Annotated in this window: 25 protein-coding genes; 1 reads left to right on the top strand and 24 read right to left on the bottom strand. The window is 59.9% G+C overall.

The annotated features are described in order from the left end of the window. Positions 1 to 71 precede the first annotated feature (71 nt). A complete protein-coding gene (locus ACS4NR_RS00440; RefSeq protein WP_456018845.1) occupies positions 72 to 1,190 on the top strand; it encodes an LOG family protein in 1,119 nt (372 codons plus the stop codon). Positions 1,191 to 1,243: 53 nt separating this feature from the next. On the opposite strand, the gene recX is transcribed toward ACS4NR_RS00440, so the two are convergent. The 24 genes from recX to ACS4NR_RS00320 all read right to left on the bottom strand — a co-directional run bounded on the left by recX (position 1,244) and on the right by ACS4NR_RS00320 (position 20,524). Then, positions 1,244 to 1,714 carry a recombination regulator RecX gene (recX, locus tag ACS4NR_RS00435; protein WP_003222270.1) on the bottom strand — a complete coding sequence of 157 codons (471 nt, stop codon included), beginning with the start codon at positions 1,712 to 1,714 and terminating at the stop codon, positions 1,244 to 1,246. 8 nt (positions 1,715 to 1,722) lie between these two features. Then, the gene (gene recA / locus ACS4NR_RS00430; protein WP_003222269.1) at positions 1,723 to 2,781 is read right to left on the bottom strand and encodes a recombinase RecA; all 1,059 of its coding nucleotides are present in this window, start codon (positions 2,779 to 2,781) and stop codon (positions 1,723 to 1,725) included. An 83-nt stretch (positions 2,782 to 2,864) separates the two neighbouring features. After that, positions 2,865 to 3,365, bottom strand: a complete 501-nt coding sequence (locus ACS4NR_RS00425; protein ID WP_095138620.1) for a CinA family protein — start codon at positions 3,363 to 3,365, stop codon at positions 2,865 to 2,867. Between the two features lie 68 nt (positions 3,366 to 3,433). After that, entirely contained in the window at positions 3,434 to 3,952 is a 519-nt protein-coding gene (locus ACS4NR_RS00420) for a lysis system i-spanin subunit Rz (protein ID WP_456018844.1), read from the bottom strand. Then, positions 3,931 to 4,497 (bottom strand): glycoside hydrolase family 19 protein, encoded by a 567-nt coding sequence (locus ACS4NR_RS00415; RefSeq protein ID WP_204895024.1) that lies wholly within the window; start codon positions 4,495 to 4,497, stop codon positions 3,931 to 3,933. The genes ACS4NR_RS00420 and ACS4NR_RS00415 overlap by 22 nt, the downstream gene beginning before the upstream one ends. A 33-nt stretch (positions 4,498 to 4,530) precedes the next feature. Then, positions 4,531 to 4,749: a hypothetical protein gene (locus ACS4NR_RS00410; RefSeq protein ID WP_456018843.1), complete on the bottom strand. Its 219-nt coding sequence runs from the start codon at positions 4,747 to 4,749 to the stop codon at positions 4,531 to 4,533. 10 nt (positions 4,750 to 4,759) lie between these two features. Next, positions 4,760 to 5,962 carry a carbohydrate-binding protein CenC gene (locus tag ACS4NR_RS00405; protein ID WP_456018842.1) on the bottom strand — a complete coding sequence of 401 codons (1,203 nt, stop codon included), beginning with the start codon at positions 5,960 to 5,962 and terminating at the stop codon, positions 4,760 to 4,762. Positions 5,963 to 5,994: 32 nt separating this feature from the next. Next, the gene (locus tag ACS4NR_RS00400) at positions 5,995 to 6,435 is read right to left on the bottom strand and encodes a phage tail assembly chaperone (protein ID WP_456018840.1); all 441 of its coding nucleotides are present in this window, start codon (positions 6,433 to 6,435) and stop codon (positions 5,995 to 5,997) included. A gap of 2 nt (positions 6,436 to 6,437) precedes the next feature. Beyond that, on the bottom strand, positions 6,438 to 7,358 hold the full coding sequence (locus ACS4NR_RS00395; protein ID WP_456018839.1) for a gp53-like domain-containing protein: 921 nt from the start codon (positions 7,356 to 7,358) through the stop codon (positions 6,438 to 6,440). A 39-nt stretch (positions 7,359 to 7,397) separates the two neighbouring features. Next, positions 7,398 to 7,865 carry a phage tail assembly chaperone gene (locus tag ACS4NR_RS00390; RefSeq protein ID WP_456018838.1) on the bottom strand — a complete coding sequence of 156 codons (468 nt, stop codon included), beginning with the start codon at positions 7,863 to 7,865 and terminating at the stop codon, positions 7,398 to 7,400. Beyond that, positions 7,865 to 8,791, bottom strand: coding sequence for a glycine-rich domain-containing protein (locus tag ACS4NR_RS00385; RefSeq protein ID WP_253149067.1), 927 nt, complete (start codon positions 8,789 to 8,791; stop codon positions 7,865 to 7,867). The genes ACS4NR_RS00390 and ACS4NR_RS00385 overlap by 1 nt, the downstream gene beginning before the upstream one ends. Before the next feature lie 22 nt (positions 8,792 to 8,813). Then, positions 8,814 to 9,380, bottom strand: coding sequence for a tail fiber assembly protein (locus ACS4NR_RS00380; protein ID WP_456018837.1), 567 nt, complete (start codon positions 9,378 to 9,380; stop codon positions 8,814 to 8,816). Between the two features lie 8 nt (positions 9,381 to 9,388). Next, complete coding sequence (locus ACS4NR_RS00375) at positions 9,389 to 10,483, bottom strand: phage tail protein (protein ID WP_456018836.1); 1,095 nt, start codon at positions 10,481 to 10,483, stop codon at positions 9,389 to 9,391. A gap of 137 nt (positions 10,484 to 10,620) precedes the next feature. Then, entirely contained in the window at positions 10,621 to 11,136 is a 516-nt protein-coding gene (locus tag ACS4NR_RS00370) for a phage tail protein (protein ID WP_456018835.1), read from the bottom strand. Next, positions 11,133 to 12,284, bottom strand: a complete 1,152-nt coding sequence (locus tag ACS4NR_RS00365) for a phage tail protein (protein WP_456018834.1) — start codon at positions 12,282 to 12,284, stop codon at positions 11,133 to 11,135. The genes ACS4NR_RS00370 and ACS4NR_RS00365 overlap by 4 nt, the downstream gene beginning before the upstream one ends. A gap of 71 nt (positions 12,285 to 12,355) precedes the next feature. Then, positions 12,356 to 12,775, bottom strand: coding sequence for a tail fiber assembly protein (locus tag ACS4NR_RS00360; RefSeq protein WP_456018833.1), 420 nt, complete (start codon positions 12,773 to 12,775; stop codon positions 12,356 to 12,358). 17 nt (positions 12,776 to 12,792) lie between these two features. Then, complete coding sequence (locus ACS4NR_RS00355) at positions 12,793 to 13,668, bottom strand: gp53-like domain-containing protein (RefSeq protein WP_456018832.1); 876 nt, start codon at positions 13,666 to 13,668, stop codon at positions 12,793 to 12,795. A 14-nt stretch (positions 13,669 to 13,682) separates the two neighbouring features. Next, positions 13,683 to 14,282, bottom strand: coding sequence for a YmfQ family protein (locus ACS4NR_RS00350; RefSeq protein WP_456018831.1), 600 nt, complete (start codon positions 14,280 to 14,282; stop codon positions 13,683 to 13,685). After that, positions 14,270 to 15,316, bottom strand: coding sequence for a baseplate J/gp47 family protein (locus ACS4NR_RS00345; RefSeq protein WP_095138398.1), 1,047 nt, complete (start codon positions 15,314 to 15,316; stop codon positions 14,270 to 14,272). The genes ACS4NR_RS00350 and ACS4NR_RS00345 overlap by 13 nt, the downstream gene beginning before the upstream one ends. Then, positions 15,306 to 15,704 (bottom strand): phage GP46 family protein, encoded by a 399-nt coding sequence (locus tag ACS4NR_RS00340; RefSeq protein WP_095138397.1) that lies wholly within the window; start codon positions 15,702 to 15,704, stop codon positions 15,306 to 15,308. Before ACS4NR_RS00340 ends, ACS4NR_RS00345 begins: the two co-directional genes overlap by 11 nt. Then, a complete protein-coding gene (locus ACS4NR_RS00335) occupies positions 15,704 to 16,213 on the bottom strand; it encodes a phage baseplate assembly protein V (protein ID WP_095138396.1) in 510 nt (169 codons plus the stop codon). The genes ACS4NR_RS00340 and ACS4NR_RS00335 overlap by 1 nt, the downstream gene beginning before the upstream one ends. A 143-nt stretch (positions 16,214 to 16,356) precedes the next feature. Then, on the bottom strand, positions 16,357 to 17,400 hold the full coding sequence (locus tag ACS4NR_RS00330; RefSeq protein WP_456018830.1) for a phage baseplate assembly protein: 1,044 nt from the start codon (positions 17,398 to 17,400) through the stop codon (positions 16,357 to 16,359). Between the two features lie 3 nt (positions 17,401 to 17,403). Then, positions 17,404 to 18,639, bottom strand: a complete 1,236-nt coding sequence (locus ACS4NR_RS00325) for a DNA circularization protein (RefSeq protein WP_456018829.1) — start codon at positions 18,637 to 18,639, stop codon at positions 17,404 to 17,406. After that, entirely contained in the window at positions 18,626 to 20,524 is a 1,899-nt protein-coding gene (locus tag ACS4NR_RS00320; protein ID WP_456018828.1) for a phage tail protein, read from the bottom strand. Before ACS4NR_RS00320 ends, ACS4NR_RS00325 begins: the two co-directional genes overlap by 14 nt. Positions 20,525 to 20,541: the final 17 nt, after the last annotated feature.

Genomic DNA, 20,541 nt, shown 5'->3' with positions numbered 1-20,541 from the left:
GTGTGTTTTTTGCAGCGCGGCACTGACGCCGCACGTCAGGGCCACCCGCTCTGTGCAGAAGGAGACGTTGAATGCCTTACCAACCGAATGACCTGCTCAGCCGTCATTTTCAGGAAAGCGGCCCCGACCTCATCAGCAAGGTCGAAGAACAGCTCAAGCAGATTTCCCCCAACAGCCCGAATCTGCCGATTTATCGCGACATGATCCTGACCGTGCTGCGTATGGCCCAGGAAGATCACAACCGCTGGAACGCCAAGATCACCCTGCAGGCCCTGCGCGAACTGGAGCAGGCGTTCCGAGTGCTGGAACAATTCAAGGGACGACGCAAAGTCACCGTATTCGGCTCGGCGCGCACGCCGGTCGAGCACCCCCTGTATGCAATGGCCCGAGAGCTCGGCGCAGCCCTGACACGCTCGAACATGATGGTCATCACCGGTGCTGGTGGCGGAATCATGGCTGCCGCGCACGAAGGCGCCGGGCGTGACCACAGCCTCGGGTTCAACATCACCCTGCCCTTCGAACAACATGCCAACCCGACCGTAGACGGCACCGGCAATCTGCTGCCGTTCCACTTTTTCTTCACCCGCAAACTGTTCTTCGTCAAGGAAGCCGATGCGCTGGTGCTGTGCCCTGGCGGGTTCGGTACCCTGGACGAGGCACTGGAAGTACTGACGCTGATCCAGACCGGTAAAAGTCCATTGGTGCCGGTGGTGTTGCTGGACGCGCCGGGCGGCACCTTCTGGCAAGGCGCACTGGATTTCATTCGCCAGCAACTCGAAGAAAACCGCTACATCCTGCCCACCGACCTGAAATTGATGCGTCTGGTCTATAACGTCGATGAAGCCGTGGAGCAGATCAACCAGTTCTACAGCAACTTCCACTCCAGTCGCTGGCTCAAGCGTCAGTTCGTGATTCGCATGCATCACAAGCTCAGCGAGCAGGCTCTGGAACATATGCAAGAAGCTTTCGCCGATCTGTGCCTGAGTGACCAGTTCCATCAACACGCTTACAGCGGCGAGGAACATGACGAAGCGCAGTACAGCCACCTGGTGCGGTTGGCCTTCGCGTTCAATGCCCGAAATCATGGCCGTCTCAGGGAGCTGGTGGATTACATCAACCTCCCGGAAAACTGGGTTCAAACCAAACCGCAGACCGCCCAACGTGCACGTGAGCCATCAAAGGTAAGTTGAAGGCAAAAAAAAACGGCCCGCTATTTTCATAGCGGGCCGTTTTTTAAACCGATTTAATCGTCCATGCCTCTGCCGCTGAACAAGCGGTTGATCATCTCCATCGAAAACCCCCGATAGGCGAGGAAGCGGCCTTGTTTGGCGCGTTCCTTGGCGTCAATCGGCAAGTGTCCGGAGAACTTGCGTTGCCACGTCTCGCGAAGCTGCTCCTGCCAGTCGATACCGCTTTCACGCAGGGCGAGTTCGATATCGGCGCGTTGCAAACCACGCTGACCCAGCTCTTCGCGAATGCGCAAAGGGCCATAGCCGGAGCGGGCACGGTAGGAAACAAAGCTTTCAAGGTAACGGGCTTCGGAAAGCAGCCCCTCTTCCGTCAACCGGTCGAGGGCTGTTTCGATCATTTCCGCCTCAGCGCCGCGCTGACGCAGTTTGCGCGTCAGTTCGACTCGACCGTGCTCGCGTCGAGCGAGCAGATCCATAGCAGTTCGCCGCACCGCGACGAGGGTATCGAGTACAGCGGTGGTCATCGCTGCGATCAGATATCAGCGTCAGCCAAGTCGTCTTCGGTCTCTTTGACCGCAGAAGCCTTGGAGTCGGCAATCACCGCTGGCGACAGCAGTTTGTCACGCAGCTGCTTCTCGAGCTTGGCAGCGACTTCCGGGTTGTCTGCCAGGAACTTGGCCGAGTTGGCCTTGCCCTGACCGATCTTGGTGCCTTCATAGGCATACCAGGCGCCGGACTTCTCGACGAAACCGTGCAGCACGCCCAGGTCGATCATCTCGCCATTGAGGTAGATGCCCTTGCCGTAAAGGATCTGGAACTCGGCCTGACGGAACGGCGACGCCACCTTGTTCTTCACAACCTTGACGCGGGTTTCGCTGCCGACCACTTCGTCACCTTCCTTCACCGCGCCGGTACGGCGGATGTCGAGACGGACCGAGGCGTAGAACTTCAGCGCGTTACCACCGGTGGTGGTTTCCGGGCTGCCGAACATCACGCCGATCTTCATGCGGATCTGGTTGATGAAGATCACCAGGCAGTTGGCGTTCTTGATGTTACCGGTAATTTTACGCAGCGCCTGGGACATCAGACGGGCTTGCAGGCCCACGTGCATGTCACCCATTTCGCCTTCGATTTCAGCCTTCGGTACCAGTGCCGCCACGGAGTCGACGATGATCACGTCTACTGCGTTGGAGCGCACCAGCATGTCGGTGATTTCCAACGCCTGTTCGCCGGTGTCCGGCTGGGAAACCAGCAGGTCGTCGACGTTGACGCCCAGTTTGCCGGCGTACTCAGGGTCGAGGGCGTGTTCGGCGTCGACGAAGGCGCAGGTCGCGCCGGCTTTTTGCGCCTGGGCGATCACGGACAGTGTCAGTGTGGTTTTACCGGAAGATTCAGGACCGTAGATTTCAACGATACGGCCTTTTGGCAGACCGCCGATGCCGAGTGCGATGTCCAGACCCAGAGAGCCGGTGGAGATAGCCGGGATCGCCTGACGGTCTTGATCGCCCATACGCATTACGGCACCCTTGCCGAATTGACGTTCGATCTGACCCAGGGCCGCAGCCAAGGCTTTCTTCTTGTTGTCGTCCATTAAAGTCCTCACGTAATCAATAAGGCCTGACGGCCAACACCTGTATAAGTAGCCAGTATTATTCCACAGCGTTCGCGGATCGCCTACCCCTGATTTTCGATTTCTCGTGCCGCTAGTCGCAGCAGCCCCTCTAGCGCGGCCTTCACCGTTTGTCGGCGCACTTCATCACGGTTGCCCGAGAAGTGCTGAACCTCGCTGGAAACCGCATCGCCCACGCCCCAGGCCAGCCACACGGTGCCCACCGGCTTGTTCGGTGTACCGCCGTCGGGCCCGGCGACGCCGCTGACTGCCACGGCAAACCGCGCCAGGCTGTGCTTCTGTGCACCACGCACCATCGACTCGACGACTTCGCGACTGACCGCGCCCACCGTGCCGAACAATTCGGCGGGTACATTCAATTGCTGGGTCTTCTGCCGGTTGGAGTAGGTCACGTAACCGGCCTCGAACCACGCCGAGCTCCCGGGAATCCGCGTGATCGCTTCGGCAATCCCGCCACCGGTACACGACTCGGCCGTGGTGACGTGGGCGTTGAGCAACTGCAGACGTCGGCCAAGTTCGGCAGCCAGTTGAGTGATCTCTTTCACGGTGCGCTCCGGATCGGGTGGAATGACCACCACCGTACACGAGCCGGCTGCGCTTTCAATACACAGACTCATTCAAAATGTTCGGGCGCCAGCGCTCTGACATAGGCCTGACACGCCTGCAAGGCAATCAGTCCGCGGTCACCGGTGTCGGTGATGGCGATAATTCGTTGAGCATGCGCCGGGTCAAGTCGGGCGCGTACGGCTGCATGATCCACGCCGCCGGGGCCGGCGGCGGCTGGCACCCCACAGCCTGGGGCAGCATCGCCGGCATCGATGAGGACTGACAGCCGCAGATCAGCAGTGGCAAGACGATCGCGCAGGCGATCTTGATCACGTTGGGCATCGTTCATGGCTCGATAGTGGGTTTGTTCACTGGCCGCCAGGCGTCGCTCGAGGGCCAAACGTTTATCCTGCTCGACCTGCTGCGCGCTGGCTGCGGCCACATTCAGCTGATTGAGAGTGTCGGCGTTTAACCGCGCCTGCTCTGCCAGTTGCCGCCCGTAGCGCCAGTCCTGAAACTGCCAGGCCAGCGCGGCGCCTCCCAGCGCCAGCAACAAAAAGCCGACTACGCGCCAGGAGACGGACATAGCACCGCCCTCGCCCGCGCCCAGATATCCAGCCGATCCTGCAGGCCATTCAACCCGCCGTTGATTCGGCGGGTGATGCTGTTGAACTGGTCGCGATCGGCCAGATCGTTCAGGCCGTTCTGTTCCCAGAACCATGCCGCCGATTCCGCTGCCCATTGCGGTTGCTCAAGCAATTCCGGCAAGGACAGCAAGCGCTCGTCGCCGAACAGGCCGAGGCTGCACTGCCGATAGTTGCTGCGCCCGGTGATCTGAATCAGCCCACGGCCCCGGTACTTTTGTCCGTCGCCATCGGCCTCAGGCGTGTTGCCCAGACGTAACGCCAGCGTGCCAGTGTCGTATTTGCTCAGGTACTGGTTGTTGCCTAGTTCGCGCACGTATTGCAGTTGCCCCGACTCATGGCCGACTTGCGCCAGGAACGCGGCGATGCGTTTTGGCGAGTCGATATGGCGGCGAGTCATTGCGTTATTAAGTGCAGAAACAAAAACGCCCGCTTGGGAGCGGGCGTTGGGCATGATGGTTTTAAGGTTGTCTTCAGTTATTTGCATGATGCGTGTTCCTCCCTGGAGGCTCCGATTGAATCATGGTTGGCGGACAACGCCCCCCAGCCATTTTTTTGCCAGAGTTGTCAGGGTGCTATTCGATACAGATTCTTCGAGTGCTTCATTTAGTGGCAGCACTTGCCCACCGGTTAACAGCCATTGCTGATACTCAAGCCAGTCACGATTGGTCGTGTCCTGCGGAATAAACGCAGAATCTTCAACGCGCAATACGCCACAGGCGGTCAATTGATACGTCATGAGTTTCCCCTTAGATTTCAGCGTCCGCTGTCCATTCAATCTGCAATCCGTTACCGGGCTGACTGCTCACGGGCGTCACGGTGCCGATGGCGAAACTTCGCTGTGTCACACTTTGCACCGTGGTCCCCGTGCAAGCCACACCCTGCGAGTAGTTCCAGACCTGACTGCTTTCATTTCCGGGGCAATACAGGACGACGGTAGGTTGCACTCTCTTTTGAGCCTGCATGTCTATGACCATGCCATATTGACCGATATTCCCGGCCGCAGCCTGAGTGAACGTAACGATGCAGGTTCCGACACCATTGTTTGCACGAATCTGTAAGCGATTGGCAAAGGACTTCTCGAAGTAGCGCTGACACAACATCAGCTCTTCACCGACCGGACGATATTCGAACGGCGTGGAAACCGGTCCCTCCTCGAGTTGAACCCGTGCAAGATCCACGGTTTGCAAAACGTTAAGTGGCAGATCAAAAGCCAACCGCAAGTAATCATTGGTGCCGAGCATTTTTCCCGCGATCACTGGCACCTGAAACGTCGCGCTGTATTTGGCCCATGCAGTGCTCAATGCAAAGACATCGACCACTTTGACGACGGCTTCGGAACCACCGTTGCCGAAGTACTGACCGATAGTTACCTTCAACGGGCGCGCGGCGTCGGAGCGCGCCCAAAATGTCACGGTGGCGGTTTTTCCAGCCAGAGTCCTGACAGATTCAACGCCTTGGGAAATCTTGTGCTCGGTAGCGCCAACGCCAGCCGTGGTTTGCTGCCAGCGCAAGAAATAGCTCGGCTCACCTGCCACGTCTGTCTGGCCAGGAGCAAAATCCTGGCGAGAGATGGTCACGGCAGCATTGCCATTCCAGTCGCAACGAAAACGATCGGCTACATACCCACCGATATTGGGGCCTTGGTTGGTCGTTCCGCGCTGCCAGATATCGAACCCGCCATTGATCAGCACATTCCTGCGATAAACCTGCACCGGAAATTGCTGCAGTGGATCGGGTTTCGATAGTAGCCTGATCGCCTGCGCCAGCTGATCGGTCTGTGCTTCATCAGGTTTCAAACCGGCCGCGGTAATGGCGTTGAGTATTTCCTGAGTAACACTGTTGCCCCAGCTCGCCGGGATCAGCGATCCCGGCGTTCCGGCAATGGCGTTTTCGTCGACAAATTTTCCGTCGACCAGGCCGGAGCCCGGGACACTTTTTGGGTAATCCATATTTATTTATCCTCGGTTGCTCAGCAAACGGCTCAACCATTGGCCTGCAGCAAGCCTTCCAGCCAATCAGGTTCAACCGGCCGCGAACGTGTGTCCGGGAAATCCGGATTGTCAGGCCAGTCGCGCAGTGCCTGACGGTACGTCAGGAGTTGTTTGAATTCTTCGCTGCGCAGGGTGGTGCCCTCGCCCATTTCCAGTTCCTCTGCATCGCGAAGAACCAGCCATTGAGTGCTCTGCAGTACGTTATTGCGCCAGTCGCGCTCAAGGGCAATCAGCGCCACTGGAGAGACTAGCGGTTCGCTAAGGACTGGCTGACCTGTGGCAGTGGCGCTGATGACTTTGCCTGCGGCCTGCCCGGCGAATAGCTCAATGTATTGGGCCTGAGTGATTTCCACTGCGCCTTCTGGAAGTTCGGGTCCAGGATTTTCAACCCGGTCAAATCCAAGGGTTTGTGCGTAAAAGTAAACAGCCATGGTCAAACTCCCCAAACCAGAATGCGCCCCGAAATTCCCGCCGATGGCTTGATCCCCGTAGAGTCAATGTTGCGAACCCGCGCCACCACCTGAGTGGTGGTCGATACACCCAGATCAAACGCCCAGACGGTCGCATTTCCGGCACTCCAGCCTGCCGGATTCGCCTCATTGGCGACGCCACCCAAAATGGCCGACGGAAACTTGATCGGCAGTGAAAGCGTCATATTGCCATTGGTGTCTGAGGCACCGACGACCCACTGCAGGATCAATCCGCTGGGGAATTTCTGATAACCCGGCGTGGTGAATTGAGCGCCGTATGAGGCGCAATACTTCAACGCTGCCGTGCCGTAAACCACCCAAACACCAGACTCTCTGACGAAATTCGCACTCTCACCGGCGTTCATCACGATCGACGCCACGTAAGCCCCTTGAGGGCTGATTTGTGAGCCGGTTTTGCTGGCCACTATGACCGAGCCTGCGTTGCGGCAGTGCAGGCTGATCGTCGCGCCATTCGGCGCCGAGGCTGCATCCGGGAGCGTCACGGTATAAGCCGCTGTGCCGCCCAGACCAATCGAGGATCCGACATCGGTCAGCGTCAACTGAGTCGCTGCGGATATCCCGCGGGCACTCGCACAACTGCCCAACGCTCGCTGCACAAATTCCGCAGTTGCCGCCGAGCGTCCGCTATCAAACTGCGGTGCAGTGTTGAACAGCGTCGGACTGCGCAGCGCACCGAGCAACTGATTATTGGATGACTCATTCGGCGTCATGCCAGCCGCTTGCACGACATTAAGAATTTCCTGGGTGACGCTATTACCCCACGTCGCCGGAATCAGCGAACCCGGTTTACCGGCAATCGGGTCTTCATCAACAAATTGTCCATTTACCAGCCCGACACTGGGCACACTCTTGGGATAGTCCAAGGTTTTTCTCCTTAATCTGAAAATACCTGGGGGCCGGTTTCAGCCAATTAATGCGGCTAACCACGCGGGGACCGAAGGCCGGGAAACTGCCGAAGGAAATTGACTTGAATCAGGCCAATCGCGCAGCGCCTGGCGGTACTCCAGCAACTCCAGATATTGCGCAGCCTTGAGCGTCGTCCCACGCCCCAGTTCCTGCTCATCGCGATGCCGCGTCACCCACCATTCGGTGGCCGACAGACTGGACTGGCGCCAAAGGCGCGCTGCCGCCAGAGTCTCTTGCTCATCGGGGACTATTTCGGGGGCAGCGACCGGACTTATCGTTACAGGCAACGGCGCAATCTCCTGGCGCAGTTCGCCGACGGGCGCGCCGATTTCGATCTGCATGCCCTCCGGCACTTGCACCATTGACTCGACGAAAACGGGGGCAAACAGTTGGGTTATCGCGTAGTCGCCGGTGTCGATCAGTTCGACCGCGACACCGTTTTCCATTCGTGCATAACGGGCCATTATTCGTACTCCCAGATTTCACAGAAGGCGTTGCCGCCGGCGCCGCTGAGAACAGCAGCCGATGCAGTGTTCGAACAAGATCCACTGCCTCCTGAGCCTCGAACGCCCGCGACTCCGGGGCTGTTTACGCCCTTGTACGGACCGCCACCGTCGAACGGGCTAGCTGCGCCACCACCGGAGAGCATTCCCCAATTACCGTTGAACATCGCGTAGCCACCGGTATTGCCACGTGCGCTGGCAAGGTTGCCGCCTGCGATATCCTGGCCTCCAGTGCCGCCCTGAACGTACCCGGAGGTCGAGTTCAACGTATCGATGTTCAAGACCTGTGCACCCGCACCACCTGCCACGCTCATGTAGGAACCAAAAGAAGCCCCACCGCCTGCCAGCCCCATAGTCGCGCTCACCGCGCCACCGGCTCCCAAAGAAACAGGCACGCCGGCAAGCATTTGAGGCGTCACGTCATACAGGCTCTCCCCATAGGCCCCCGAACCACCACCACCGCCGATGCGAAGATTATTAGCGGCGACGGATGCGCAACCGCCACCCGATCCCCCCGCCCCCACCAACCGCACGCGAATCCGTTTGGCCCTGGGATTGGGCTTGTAAACCGTGATCCCGACCGTCTCGATCTGCCGCACCGCCAACAACCGCCCCACCGCATCGGTGATGCCGTAACCGGCCAATGTGGTCGGGGTGTTTTTCAGTTTGCTGAAGTCGACCAGCGCACCGATGGCCGTGGCCAACTGGTCGGTTCTGGCTTCATCAGGCGTCAGCCCGGCAGCCTTGATCGCGTTGAGAATCTCTTGCGTGACGCTGTTGCCCCACGCGGCCGGAATCAACGATCCCGGTGAACCAGCAATCGGGTTTTCATCGACGAAACCGCCGTTGACCAGGCCAACGCCGGGAATACTTTTTGGATAATCCATTGCACTGCTCCCTGTGCTGAAATCAGTCGGCTACGGCTGCGCCGGGCGCGACCGGCCAGGTAATTTCGTCGGGGAATCCGACCTGCTTTTCGATGCGATTCAGCTCGACGCTGTAGAGCTTCCATTCGATCAGCAGCAGTTGTTCGTCATGGTTGGCATCGCCAATATCCTCGGCGTATTGCAGCGGCGCGATGCGCAGGACGGCATCGCGCAGCAGTGCATCGCGCTGGCCGAGACATTGCTGTCTGACGCTCGCCAAACGAGCCTGCTCATCCAGCACCCAAGCGTTGTCGCGCCAGATGTGGAATTCACCTGGCCATGGCTGTGCGGTCAGGGTATCCGGCAACTCACCCAGGTCGGTCCAAATCTGCTGCGCACCGCCTTCCTTGCGATAAACCACGCCACGGCGATCGATCACCTCACGCGGTACGCCGTTGATCAGTGCCCAGCTACGGCCGGTTTCCGGCTCAGGCAATTCGTACGCCAGCTCAACAGCATTACCGGGTAACTGGATGCCAATGCCCGGCGTGACAATGAACTCGACGGGCCCGGACAGAGCGCCCGAACCATCAAATAGATAATTGAACATAAAGTGCCTCAGATGAGTTTGATGCGGCCGGGATAGGCGATGTTGCGCGGGCGGGATTTGAAGGCGTAGAGCAATGTTGCTGCGGTATCCCTCTGGTAAGTGGTATTCACGGGGAAAGTCGGACCACCATTGATCAATCCCGTAACGTATTGCGGTTCTTCCCGGGTATCCGCGCCAAAGTTGGTCAGGCTATCTGACCAGTACGCGCCAACAGCGCCTCCGCCATTGGCACCTTGCGCATACGAATGCGTCGATCCAGGCTGAAAAGTACCCATCGCACGCCCGGCATCCACACCACGACCTTCATCCAGAACCCGCAGGAACTCCCCTCGCCCTTCAGGGCCACGAAAGGTCGTCGCACCGTCACCCGTGGTCCATTTCCCCTCGGTGCCTACGCGTAAGGCTTCGGCTCCCAACATTCCTGACTGCTGGGCGTGATCCCACAGCCACGGCCATTCCGCGCGTTTCATCACGGTGCCATTCAATGCACCGTATCCACCGGGACTGAGCATCAGGGTCGTCTCGAAAAAAGGCCGCCCCAACGGGGTGTTGTCAAAACGACCTACCGGCCACCAGCTCCCGGCCCCATCACTGCGCAAATGCCACCAGTCACCGCCGCCCATCAAGACGAAGAATGGATAACCGCTGGCCGACAGATGGGTGTGAAAACGAATCCCGTCAGTACCTGACGCCTGGATGACCATGCGATTGCCGCTGTTGTCCACCCGCCGAATAATCACGTCGCGCACACCGAGGGCGGCGTTGGCCGGTGGCAGCAGCAAGGTCACTGGCCCCGGGCTGCCGTCGATCAGCACCAGGCCAAGCTCGGCCTCGGTCAGGGTTTTCGATGCGGCCAGTCGGGTGATGACCGAACGCATCGGGCTCGCTCTGCCGATGATCGACTGAATCGCCTTGTACAACTGACCGGTGTCGGCTTCAGAAGCCACCAATCCGCCGCCGTTGATCACACTCAGGATCTCCTGAGTCACGCTGTTGCCCCACACCGCCGGAATCAACGAACCCGGCGTGCCTGCCACCGGGTTTTCATCGACAAAGCGGCCATCGACGAGGCCGACGCTGGGGACGCTTTTTGGATAATCCATAGGTTTTTCGTTCCTCTGAAATAACAAATGAACCGCGTCGTGGCGATCGCGAGTACGAGCCAGCGGCGGTCTGTTTTCTGAAAATAAAAAGCCCACGGTGAAGTGGGCTTGGGTGATGCAGCACGCAGACGGTGCGACTAGAAAGTCTGGCCGCTGAGCAGTTCGCGAATCGCCGCCAACGCCTCATCGCCCGCACTTCGTGCCAGATCGAGATTGCCTTTGGCGGCGTGCGCGCGGATCTGCTGTTTGGCCTTCAGGCGCAAGGTGCGCAGGGTCAGCAAATGGTCGGTGAGTTGCTCGGCCTTGCTCAGAATCTGTTCGGCAGCCTGTTTGGCAGTGCGACCTTTGACTACCCACGCAGCAACCGACAACGGCACCTCTTTTTTCGGATAACCGGCGTCTTGATAAGCCTGAGCGTCGGCAGCAGCCTGGGCGTACTCCATGGCTTTGAGCGGGTCGCCTGCCAAAACGGTACGAGCACTGTCGGCCGCCGCGTCGACCTTGGAACACAGCTGTTCGGCTTCCTGAAGTTCCAGCTCGGCAACTCTGGACGCATTCAGCTGCCATTTTTCTCCATCCCAATCATGGGCAATGGATGGCTGGGCCGGGCGCAAGCCTTCTTCGAACTGGTGAAGTTCTTGAATGATGATCATCGGATCAGCTCCCAGGAAAAATGCACATTGATGGCTGAGGCAAAGTTGATCGCAATACCGTTGGCGTAATCGGCTTGAGAAAAACTCTTGATTCCCATACCAAATAACAACTCATCACTTGAGGCATTTCCCGAGCCGAGGGTGTGTTCGCTTTGATAAACCTGCCAAAGCGAACGCAACTCTGCATGGTCGAAACTGGCCGATAGCGTGGAAACCGTCGTGTCGTTGACAACGTTACTCGTGAAGATTCCTACCGAAGCACCGACGGTGCTCCAGCCATCCCAGTTGCTGGAAGTAGTAACCGTCGGATTCAGGTAAGAATAGTTGCCCCCCAGCCATCCTCCCGGAGCGAAGGCCACCGTGGTAATACCGGTCGGATGGGGGGTTGGATTCCCCACCACCAACCGTGCCGCACGGGCATGCGGATCAAGTGGCAGATAAACCACACCGTTGCCGTTAACCGTTTGCGTCCACGACAACCGACTACGGTTGTAGATCGCTCTGACAGTGGGCATCGAACCCGGTCCTGCCGTGACGACCCAGGCCAGACAGAGATCCAGCGGCGTAGACTGGAAACCACCGCCCGCCGCACCATTGACCGTACCCTTCAACCCTTCCGGTGCAGCGTCATAAATCGTGCCGCGTTGCATGTAAAAGATCAGCACACCGCCGATCACCTGGGCCCGCAAGAAGTAACCGGTGCTTGGCAGCAAATCGGGGCTGCTCCATGCCTGAGTGGTAAACGTACGCGCACGCCCCAACTGCCCGGCCACCACTTCCTGACCGAGACAGATCAGCACGCCCGCCGGAATCGAGACTCGCCCGCCACTGGTGGCAACCGCTGCCGGAGTGATCGCCAGACGACCGTCCGGCGTCGCCACCGTCGCGGCCGGCAAAGACCCGATCGGCAACGCCGAATCCAGATTCCAGCCCTTGGCCGAAACGCTCTGAATCGCCTGCAACAACTGATCGTATTTCTTCTCGTCCGGAGTCAGATCCCCGGCCTTGATCACGTTGAGAATTTCCTGCGTAACCCCGTTGCCCCAATCTGCAGGAATCAGCGATCCCGGCGTCCCGGTCAGCGGGTTTTCATCAATAAACTTGCCATTCACCAGACCGGCGCTGGGCACACTTTTTGGATAGTCCACGGACGGACCTCCCGTTATTCAGAGTGATGGATTTTTTAGACAGGTTTTCAGGCTTCCGACCGGAACAGGTCTCAGGCGGGCAGCACAGGCCAGGCCACGTTTTGCGGGTAGCCCGGCTGCTTGTCGATCTTGTTCAGCGCCAGTTTGTAGGTCGCGAATGCCTTGAATCGCCGCATATCGTCTGCATCGAGCAGGCCCGCGATGTAGGCGTCCGCCATGCCGACGGTTTGCTGATCGGCTTCAGCCAACAGCTCATCACGGCGCGCCAGGGCGGCAGCTCTTCGCTCGCCATCAACCACTTGCGAAGCGTTCGGCAAAGAATGTTTGGTGACCTTGCCGTCGGTATATCGCCAGATGCCGTCGCGCTCATCAATCGTGCGCAGGAACAGTTCGTCGGAGATCTCCACCGCGCCGGCAGGAATCTGCAGGTGAATAGCCGAGTCGTAGCGCCCAAGAAGTTCGCCCTGGGCATCGAAATGAATGTATTTCATCGTCCTCACCTTTATCGTCAGAAGCCCAGGGCGAACCAGTTCCACCCGCCGGGGTCGCCATTGGAGAAGCGCTGAAACTGGCTTGACGAGAGTTTCCACAAGGAGAAACGCAGGTCGGTGAATGCCGGAGAAATATCGCCTCCCGACAGCAGGAGCACTTTGTTGGGAAATGCGATCGGATAAGTGACGGTCTCACTCAGCCCTCCCCCCGAAGCCGTTCCCCACTGCAAAATCATGCCGCTGGGTAGGCGCTGATAGCCGTTGTCGCCCAGGGAAGCGGTGAACATCGGCGAATATTTGAGCGCGCCATCGCCGGAGTCCAGTCCCCACCCCCCACCCAATAGCAGTCGCCTGAAGGTTACGAAACACCCCCCTGCAAATGACAAGGAGGTAGTGGGTACCCCATTGATGGTGCTCAGACTTTCACCACTACGAGCCTTTACCGTCAAACTACCGGTGCTGCTCAGAATGCTGACCAGTTCACCTGGAGAAACACTGGACCAATCAGGCAGAGTCACCGTACAGGGGCCAGTGAAGACTGATAGCTTGCCAACATCAGCCACCGTCAGCGTCACATCCCCGACATAGTTGGTCTGCCCCGCCAGACTGCCCAGCGCGCGCTGAACAAATTCTGTCGTCGCAACCTTCTGACTGACATCGAATTGAGGTGGCGTTTCATATAGCTTTTTGCCGCGCAACGCCTCCAGCAATTGCGTGTTGAGCCCCTCGGTGGGTTCGATCCCGGCAGCTTTGATAACCGTCAAAACCTCCTCGGTCAGGGCGTTGCCCCACTCCGCGGGAATCAACGATCCGGGGGTTCCGGTGATCGGGTTTTCATCGACAAAACGGCTGTTGACCAGACCGATACCCGGCATGCTTTTCGGATAATCCATCCCGTCATCCCTCCCTATTCATAGTTGATGTGCACCTTGGTATGCGCCGGCGCACTGCGGTGGATCAGGCACTCGAGTGCCGAGCCCGGATTCACACCAAAGCGCTCGCCCCAGTAACTCGCGCCGTAGCGCCGGCCGAGCAGCAGGCGGCCGCCGGTGTTGAGGGTCCACATGAATTGCGCTTCCCAGGTGCCCCAGTGCGCTGCGCCAAAACGCGAGCGACCCATGCGGGGGGCTTCGTGTTCGGTGATGCTGGCGTTGGGGTAGCCCTGGCTTTTGGCGATGTCGAGGTAATAGCCGACAGCCTGGCTGCCGACCGCGAGCAAGCGTCGGCGTACCGCGAGGCGGCGGTCGTCGAACAGCGGTGTGGCGCCCAGGCACGGGTCGGGCAGCTCCATCACTCGCTCCCAGTCCGGCACCAGTTCGCTGACACCGGCCGGGTCCATCTCGTTGAGCAGGTCGGCGGCGCGCGCGTCGAGGCGCGCCAGTTCGACGGCCACGCCTTGCAGCACTTCCTCGAGTTCCGGAACGCGCTCCGGGTCCCACGCCGGACCGCTGGGCAGCAACGCGCGCAGCTGCGCCTGATATTGCGCGGCGGTTCTTATGCCCCCCATACGCAGCCTCCGAAGGTCAGCAGTTCGCTTTGCCCGGCAGGCACGTCAGCGGCCGGTGCGGTCAGCGTGTGGTCGTACTCACCGCCGGCGCTGCTGATGGCTTCGCGGATATGGCTGATCAGCAGCGGTACACCGAGGTCGGCCTCGCGGTTGTGCAGGTCGCGCAATTGCGCTTCAACGGCGGCGCGCACCGCAGTGGTGTCTGGATTGACGCTCTTGAAGCGGTACACCACCGGCACCTGAATCGGCCGCTGCACATGCACTTCCGCCGTCACCGGGCGCAGCGGTTCGATGTACTCCTGAACCTCCGCCAGTTGTTCGTCGTTGGGCACCGGTTGCGGGTCTTCATCACGCATGATGAACACCGTCACCGTGCCCGGACCAAGGAAACCGCCGCGGCACCAGGCCCGCGTCACACCCGGCACTTCCAGCGCCCAGGTCTCGTAGTCGCTCGCCGAACCGCCGTGGGGGATCACGCGATAAGAGCGGATCACCCGCGAGCGCAACGACTCCAGGCTTTCTCGCGCCACGCCGCCACTGAGGCCGGGCGCGAGCACCACAAAACTGTTGCCGACCACGCCGGCGATCGGCTGCACCGGGTTCAGCGCCAGACCGCCATCGGCATTGCCCAGGCTGCCAGCATCGAGCGCCGCGATGGTGGTGGTATTGCTGCCATTGACGGTGGTGCGCGCGGCGGTGACTTTGTAGGTACGGCCATCGCTCGCTTGCAACAGCGTGTCGACATCCAGCACCGCGCCGGCAGTGGCGGTAAAACTGACGCTGCCGGTGGCGACTTGCGCCGGTTTGCGCGGCTGGTTCAGGCGCAGGGCGGCGATGCGTTCCAGGGTCGATTCGTCGGCCTTGTCCGGCAGGATCTGCTCGGCAATCCAGTCGAGATAACCGTACAGACCATAAGCCGCGCCACCGAGGGTGCGGGCCAACACTTGCGCATCGGACTGGCGCAGCGAATCGCCGGCCAGGTCGCTTTGGGTGCGTTTGATCAGCACCGGCAGCGAAGGGGTTTCAAACGGCATAGATCACCTGCCAACTGTTATCGGGGTTGATGTCCAGACGTTCGCCGTCGGCCAGGGTCAGGACCGTGCGCAGGTTCAGGCGCTGGGCGTCGAGGCGTTCGCTGATGATGTCGATGGCGCTGCAGTGGCCGTCGTCGATCAGCCATTGCAAGGCTTCGCGGGCATAGAACTCGGCGTCCATCTGGGTCTGTCGGGTCAGCTTGACCCGACGCAAAAGCCACAGCCGCGAACCGATGCGATCGTCGGCGACGCTGGGAAAGCTGTCGCCCCACCAGCCGAAGCGCTCCTCGTCGTCGAGGGCGTCGTCATCGGCGGCGCGGCGCCAGGTGAACAGGCTGATGAGCACGGCGCGGGTCAGTGCGGCGTGGAGGTTCTGGCTGATAAACATCATTGGCCTCCTGCCGGCACACCGGTCTGGCCGCTGCCGGCCTGCACGCCGACGTGCACGTGTTTGATCTGGCTGATGCCACCGGCGAGTTGATCACCGGTGGAAACGATCTTGCCGGTCTGGTTGATCACCGGCGTGTCGAAGTTCACCGCGCTGCTGGCGCGGATGTTCAGGGTGGCGGTTTCGATGTCGATGATTCGCCCGCGCTTGAAGTGAATCCTGTCGCCTTCGTCGGTGTAGAGCGCCACTTCGCCCGAGGCCAGCGACTGCAGGCGATAACGGCGATCGGCGACCACCAGGGCGATGGCGTGAGAACGGTCACCGCCGAGAAACGTGACGATGCCTTCGGCGCCGGCCAGCGGGTTGCTGGTGAAACCGTAGGGTTCGAAGTGCTCCAGGTCGTCGTTCACTTCACCGGCGGTGAGGCGCATTTGCAGCGATTGCAGCTTGGATGCCGAATGGGCGAGCACGACAGTGCCGCGCGCCAGCAGGCGTGTCAGTAGGCTCATGAAATGTCCTCAGAGAGCAGACCCGACACGAACAACATGTGGGAGCGGGCTTGCTCGCGAAAGCGGTGGGTCAGTCAATGGGATGTTGGAGCTGCCGACGCTTTCGCGAGCAAGCCCGCTCCCACAGGGGATGGGTGTCAGGCTCAGGTTTGTTTCGGGGGTGTGGGATCGGGATCAAAGGTCTGCGGCGGCGCCACTTGCAGGGTGGTCACCGAGCCTTGCGCCGACAGCGAATACGTCACTTTGGAGATCAGCATGTCGCCGTCGAAGCCGAGCACCGGATCCGTGACCTTGACCAGTGTGTTGTGGCGCCACAGATCGCCATTGGTCTGGCGCCAGCCCTGCACCTGATAGGTGGTGGTCTGCGCCCGACCAACGCGCGTGGTGCTTTCCCAGAGCGCCCGTTTGAGCGACAGATCAGGATTGATCTGCAGGCCCTCGTTGATCACGGTCACGCGGCGGCGCTTGTAGCCCAGATCCGTGGCGATCGATTCAATCTCGCTGACCGCCGCGCCGCTTTTCTGATCGTTGCCTTTCTGCTGGCCAATGACCCGGTATTCAGAGAACACCTGGCTGTAATCCATCGGCGCATTGGCCGAGAGAATATTCTTGCCCAGCTCCAGCGCATCACTGGCCCGGCCAGCGCTGCCGGGTCTGGCCAGTACCAGCCGTCCTGACGCATCGTCGGTGGAGAACACCCGAAACAGCGAAAGCAGACGATCGATCGATTGAAACACCGTTTCCCCCGGCACGAGGGTGTAGCTGCCCAATCGCGTGGTTTCGGCAATCTCGCTGACCACCTTGACCTTGTAAGTCGACGCCAAAGCCTCGACGATGCCCAGCATCGGCTGGTCTTTCCACTGGTTAGGACGGTTGATTGCGGCACAGTCCACCAGATCCTGAGTACAGGAACTGCCCTCGATGGTCAGGCTGATCTGGCGTCCGTCGTAGCTGATCGGCGCCTTGAACACATAACCGGTGAGCACCAGGTCCTGGCCGATCTTCACTTCGCACGGATCGCCCGGTTTGATCGGTTTGTCCACCGTCTGCCCCGGCCACTGCCAGGTGATGTCGAGTTTGAAGGTACGAAACTGACGCTCCAGATCAGCCGTGATTTCCACACTTTTCCAGCCGCCGTATTCCATGTTGTCGACGGTCAGCGTGACGCGGTTGTCTATCTCGCTCATGGTTTACTCCCCGGAGACTTTCACTTCGTTGGGTGAGAAACCGGGATGGGTGATCCCGTTGCGTTGAGTGATTTCCGTGACTCGCGTCGCATCACCAAGGTACTTGTAAGCCACCACCAGTGCCGGAAAGCTTTCCTGGAACGACTTGCTGACTTGCCGTACACCCGACGATGCCACGGCCTTGAGGTGCGCAATCAGCGCCTCTTTCACATCGCTGATGGCCTGATAGTGCACCGGGCCGGCCTTGTCCAGCATCGGATTGATCGCCACCGCCACGGCCTCTCGCAGTGCCTGCATGTCGTCACTGACCGGGACTTCCTGGCGGGTCACCGGGCTTGTCGCCTGCTGCCCTACCGTAGGTGTCGATGACAGTTTCACCGGGCTTGTCGCCACCGGCATCGATGCCACCCATTGCGCCACTTTCACCAGCAGGGTGTCCTGCACCAGATCGGCCATGGCTTGCGCCGCCGCGTTGGTGTCCTTGCCGGTGGTGATCTTCGGCGCATCAGCCTTGCGGATGGCTTCGAGTTGTTGGGACACGTCGGCAATCACGCCACGGTAGCCCTCCTTCGCGAATTCCTTCAGCTCCTTGATATCGCCGAGCAAGCCCTTGAACTCCGCCGCCACTTCCTTGGGCAATTCCTTGACCGCTTTGACCAGTTCGGTGATCTGCCGATACTGCTCGATCAGCGGTTTGAGCTGCTCCTTGATCACCTCGTAAACCCCGGTCAGGCTGTTGCGCAGATTAGCGATGCCGATCCGTGCGGCCTTGATCAACGTCATCGCCTGCTCGAAGCGCGCCACCGCCGAACCCAACAGCGTGTCAGCCTTGGCCAAGAGGATTTTTTGCGTACTGACCGTGGCGGTCGGAAACGGCAACGGCCGGTCGGGATAGAACTTCAGACTGAACGTCACCAGCCCGCCGTCCTGGCGGGTGTGGGTCATGTCGCATTCGCCGACCTTGACTTGCAGGCGTCCGAGCCACGGATGCACCAGTTCACCACTGCCCGCCTCCAGGGCCTTGAGCAGCTTGTCGCGCTGCTCCAGGCAATCGGCGCCGATGATGAACGCCGTGAGGTCGTGGGTCTTGGCCTGCTGGCCGAGATCCTCGAAATACGGCAGGTCGCGTTGCGGATACTCGTGCAACTGACCTTTGCGACCGACCGGGGTTTTCGCCTGATCGATCCAGAACCCGACACCGCGAAACGATGCCGGCAACAAACGGTCACGCCAGTTCATTGGAACCTCCTGCCGACAGCGAGCGATAGCCGATGCGCGAAGACAGCGCCAGGCCCGGTTGATTGGTTTGTGGTTGATCGGTGCGCAACCCCGCCGGCGCATTTTCGAAGCGCACGGTCAGGCCGCCTTCGAGTTGCGTGCGGTTGTTGGCAGCGCTCTGCTGGATCAGGGCGCTGGAGGTTTGTGGCAGCGAACTGCCCTGTAACGCCCCGTTTCCAGCAGACGCGGGACCTGCGCCAAAGAACGCCGGCGCCAGCTCACCCTTGCCTTCGGCATTGGTCTGGCGCTGCGCCTGGGTCAGCGTTTCAACCTTGCCGGTGACCTTGGCGATCAACCCGGCGAAACCACCGTCGAACAGCTCCTTGATCGGCGCGATGACGGTTTGCAGCTTTTGCCACAACTCGCCGAACCACCCGACAATCGGCCCCCAGCTCTCGATGATCTGATCCAGAGGTTTCCATTCGAACAGGGTGTGCAGGAAGTCCACGACCGGCGCAGACGCCGCCAACACGACATCCCACAGCGCCGAAAAGACGTCGCCGACCGGCTGCCAGTACTGCGCAATCTGTTCCAGCGGCGACCACTCGAACAGACTGGTGAAAAAGCCTTTGACCCGCTGCACTGACGTTTGCAGTGCCGTCCAGATCGGTTCGAAGTACCCGACGACACCACCCCAGGCGCTGGTGATCATTTCCATCGGGAAATAATCGAACAGTGCCCGCAATGTATCCCGGGTGCTTTGCACGGCCGATTGCAGCGTCGCCCACAGCGGCTGGAAGTACGCAACAACACCGCCCCACGCGCTGGTGATCATCTGCATGGGCGAGAAATCGAACAACGACACCAGAAACTCTTTAGCCGGTTGCGCGACTTTTCGCAGGCTGCTGAACATCGGCTCGAAGAACCTGACAACGCCACCCCACGCACTGTTGATCATCTGCATCGGCGAGAAGTCGAACAGGTTTCGGAGGAACGCCATCACCGGCACACTCAAGGCCTTGAGCAGTTCCCAGATCGCCGAAAACAGTCCGGTCAGCGGCGCCCAGTTTTCCAGGATCATGCCGGCGGGCGTCCACGAGAACACCGATTTGAAGAAGTCGATTACAGGCGCAGTGACGGCTTTGACCTCGTCCCACATGCCCGAGAAGAATCCCGCGACCGGTGACCACAGCGCCGCCAGTGCATCCAGTGGTCGCCAGTCAAGAATCGAGCGCAACGTCGCCATCGCACTCGCACCGATGTTTTTCACGCCTTCCCACATGCCTTTGAAGAACGCGCTGATCGGCGTCCAGTTGGCATAGATCAAACCGGCCGCCACCGCGATGCCCATGGCGATGAGCATGATCGGATTGGTCTTGAGCACCATGCTCATGACATCGAACACTTGCGTCGCACCGCTGACCGCAGTTTGCATCGCCGAGAAAGCGATGGCCCCCGCCGCCAGCCCTTCAACCAGTTGCGGATTGTCGGCAAGCAGGCTGCCGAACTGAGTCAGCATTGGCTCAAGCCCGACCACCAACGCACCGACTGCTGGCACCAGCGCCGCGTCAACAGCAGCGGAAACCTTTTCCATCGACGCACTGAACACGTTCATGTTCTGTGCAGCGACTTTCGGCGCCGCAGGCAGGTCGACGGCTTTCGCCGTCTCGCTGACTTCAGTCAATTTGCCCTGAAACGCTGCCGCCGATTTGATCCCGTCCACGAACGGCGTGATCACGCTGCCGCCCTTGAACAGACCGCTGATATCCAGTTTGCCGAGGCCGGTCTGTTCGAGATTTTTCTTGAAGCTCTCGACCTTTACTCGCAGGGCGCCGAGTTTGGGCGACAGTTCATCGATGCCCGTGATCAGCACCGGTGTTTGCACTTTCTTTTCTTCGTCTGCCATCACTGCACCTGCTGCAT

The sequence above is a fragment of the Pseudomonas sp. JQ36 genome (assembly GCF_053851495.1).
This window is presented reverse-complemented; position numbering and strand designations above follow the sequence as displayed.

Bases quoted from the DNA above. Each gene is read 5' to 3' on its own strand.
- ACS4NR_RS00390 (WP_456018838.1), bottom strand. From the start codon at position 7,865: ATGGCCCGTTATGCACGAATGGAAAACGGTGTCGCGGTCGAACTGATC.
- ACS4NR_RS00340 (WP_095138397.1), bottom strand. From the start codon at position 15,704: ATGTTTATCAGCCAGAACCTCCACGCCGCACTGACCCGCGCCGTGCTC.
- ACS4NR_RS00410 (WP_456018843.1), bottom strand. From the start codon at position 4,749: ATGACGTATCAATTGACCGCCTGTGGCGTATTGCGCGTTGAAGATTCT.
- recX (WP_003222270.1), bottom strand. From the start codon at position 1,714: ATGACCACCGCTGTACTCGATACCCTCGTCGCGGTGCGGCGAACTGCT.
- ACS4NR_RS00360 (WP_456018833.1), bottom strand. From the start codon at position 12,775: ATGAAATACATTCATTTCGATGCCCAGGGCGAACTTCTTGGGCGCTAC.
- ACS4NR_RS00350 (WP_456018831.1), bottom strand. From the start codon at position 14,282: ATGGGGGGCATAAGAACCGCCGCGCAATATCAGGCGCAGCTGCGCGCG.
- ACS4NR_RS00320 (WP_456018828.1), bottom strand. From the start codon at position 20,524: ATGGCAGACGAAGAAAAGAAAGTGCAAACACCGGTGCTGATCACGGGC.
- ACS4NR_RS00375 (WP_456018836.1), bottom strand. From the start codon at position 10,483: ATGGATTATCCAAAAAGCGTCCCCAGCGTCGGCCTCGTCGATGGCCGC.
- ACS4NR_RS00335 (WP_095138396.1), bottom strand. From the start codon at position 16,213: ATGAGCCTACTGACACGCCTGCTGGCGCGCGGCACTGTCGTGCTCGCC.
- ACS4NR_RS00385 (WP_253149067.1), bottom strand. From the start codon at position 8,791: ATGGATTATCCAAAAAGTATTCCCGGCGTTGGCCTGGTCAACGGCGGT.
- ACS4NR_RS00355 (WP_456018832.1), bottom strand. From the start codon at position 13,668: ATGGATTATCCGAAAAGCATGCCGGGTATCGGTCTGGTCAACAGCCGT.
- ACS4NR_RS00440 (WP_456018845.1), top strand. From the start codon at position 72: ATGCCTTACCAACCGAATGACCTGCTCAGCCGTCATTTTCAGGAAAGC.
- ACS4NR_RS00345 (WP_095138398.1), bottom strand. From the start codon at position 15,316: ATGCCGTTTGAAACCCCTTCGCTGCCGGTGCTGATCAAACGCACCCAA.
- recA (WP_003222269.1), bottom strand. From the start codon at position 2,781: ATGGACGACAACAAGAAGAAAGCCTTGGCTGCGGCCCTGGGTCAGATC.
- ACS4NR_RS00330 (WP_456018830.1), bottom strand. From the start codon at position 17,400: ATGAGCGAGATAGACAACCGCGTCACGCTGACCGTCGACAACATGGAA.
- ACS4NR_RS00405 (WP_456018842.1), bottom strand. From the start codon at position 5,962: ATGGATTACCCAAAAAGTGTCCCGGGCTCCGGCCTGGTCGACGGAAAA.
- ACS4NR_RS00415 (WP_204895024.1), bottom strand. From the start codon at position 4,497: ATGCAAATAACTGAAGACAACCTTAAAACCATCATGCCCAACGCCCGC.
- ACS4NR_RS00325 (WP_456018829.1), bottom strand. From the start codon at position 18,639: ATGAACTGGCGTGACCGTTTGTTGCCGGCATCGTTTCGCGGTGTCGGG.
- ACS4NR_RS00420 (WP_456018844.1), bottom strand. From the start codon at position 3,952: ATGTCCGTCTCCTGGCGCGTAGTCGGCTTTTTGTTGCTGGCGCTGGGA.
- ACS4NR_RS00370 (WP_456018835.1), bottom strand. From the start codon at position 11,136: ATGATCATCATTCAAGAACTTCACCAGTTCGAAGAAGGCTTGCGCCCG.
- ACS4NR_RS00380 (WP_456018837.1), bottom strand. From the start codon at position 9,380: ATGTTCAATTATCTATTTGATGGTTCGGGCGCTCTGTCCGGGCCCGTC.
- ACS4NR_RS00400 (WP_456018840.1), bottom strand. From the start codon at position 6,435: ATGGCTGTTTACTTTTACGCACAAACCCTTGGATTTGACCGGGTTGAA.